Raw genomic sequence first — 1,412 nt, forward strand, 5'->3', positions numbered from 1 at the left:
ACACTCTCTATCTCTGATAAACGCAATGGAGAGAGAATGAGTTGAATCTGATAGGCTTTATCCGGCGTGGGATAAAGATGTAATTTCCTATCAAAATAACTGTAACAAACCGGCGTTCCTTGCTGCTCTGATGATAACAAAGGCTCTAAAGAAACATAGTCCTTACACTCCAAGGCAAACTTATGATGTTGATCAGAACTTAGATAAACGTTTTTGATTTTAACAGCACTTTCGATATGGCGGGTAGCGCTTGCATCATAAACACCTTGTCCCGCCCGTGTCTCAAACACCACATCACGGCTTTCGTTAAAGTAAAAGGTCTCCCGTTCACAAAAACGAATAGCTGCAAAAATGCTTTCTTGGATTTGTTGAACATACTCATCGGCTATGTCATCAATCTCATCTTGAATAACCGACACTAAGTGCGAAAGTGTTCTCTTATGACGATAAACATCTCGCTTTACTGGTATCGGTCCTCCGGTTTTAACCCGAATATAATGACGTGTCATCAAAATACCTCTCAGTGATTAGTCACAAATTCAACGACTATACTTGCTTGACCAGCTTGTACTGTTTTGTCCGCTTTAGCATAGAGAGTGACCTCTTCATCATAAGGGACAAATTCCTTCTGATTGGTGGGCTTAACCTCTTTTACTGCCTGTTGTTTGATTTCCGCTTCACCAAACTCAGTCCCTCCAGCAGTGCTGCCTATTTTGACCTTTGTGTCCGAAAATGCTGTCTTAACAAACACTTTAATTGAAGTAATCAAAGCACCACGAGGTAGCGTACCTATTCTCATAGCGTTTTCTTTATCTTCATAGCTAAAATTAAGCCGCAAAAAGCTTACCTGCTGGGTATGAAGATTTCTCCCTTGCAAGGGCTGTGGTAAATAATCTGCCATGTCTTATCCCCTCAATGATTTGTTACGAATTGCACAACCACAACACACTCACCAGCCGCAGTTGTTTTATCCCGTGTTGCATAAAGGGTCATCTCCTTATCATCTGCAACAAAAGACTTTTGATCTGTTGGCGTAAAATCTTGCGTGCCTTGGGCTTTGATGTCTTTTTCACTGAACTCATTGCCTCCATAGGTGCTGCCTATCTTTAATTTTGCCTCAGAAAACGCGGTCTTGACAAAAGCCTTCATCGAAGTGATCAAAGCGCCACGAGGTAATATCCCTATTTTCGTTGTGAGATGCTTATCTTTATGCGAGATATTCAAACGTAAGAAACTCACCTGTTGGGTGTGAAGATTTCTCCCCTGTAGTGGAGGTGGTAATTGATCTGCCATGTCTTGCTTCCTCCCTATGATTAATTATCAGGTTCACCACTGTAGGTGGGGATAACAATCGTTCCAAAATCTTGCGCTGCTTGAGAGCTATTTGGAAATTTGAAACGGGTTTTCTTCAT

The 1,412-nt window shown here is 41.6% G+C and carries 3 protein-coding genes; all 3 read right to left on the minus strand.

Features of this window, described 5'->3' with window-relative positions; genetic code table 11:
• A partial coding sequence (locus ACFIMA_RS09250) for a hypothetical protein (protein ID WP_375693767.1) occupies positions 1–509 on the minus strand: 509 nt, incomplete at its 3' end.
• An 11-nt stretch (positions 510–520) separates the two neighbouring features.
• A complete protein-coding gene (locus ACFIMA_RS09255) occupies positions 521–901 on the minus strand; it encodes a hypothetical protein (RefSeq protein ID WP_375611028.1) in 381 nt (126 codons plus the stop codon).
• Positions 902–912: 11 nt separating this feature from the next.
• Positions 913–1,293 (minus strand): hypothetical protein, encoded by a 381-nt coding sequence (locus ACFIMA_RS09260; protein WP_375654097.1) that lies wholly within the window; start codon positions 1,291–1,293, stop codon positions 913–915.
• Positions 1,294–1,412: the final 119 nt, after the last annotated feature.

Origin of the sequence: Bartonella sp. AP88HLJMH (assembly GCF_042195605.1) — a bacterium.
Taxonomy (GTDB): Bacteria; Pseudomonadota; Alphaproteobacteria; order Rhizobiales; family Rhizobiaceae; genus Bartonella.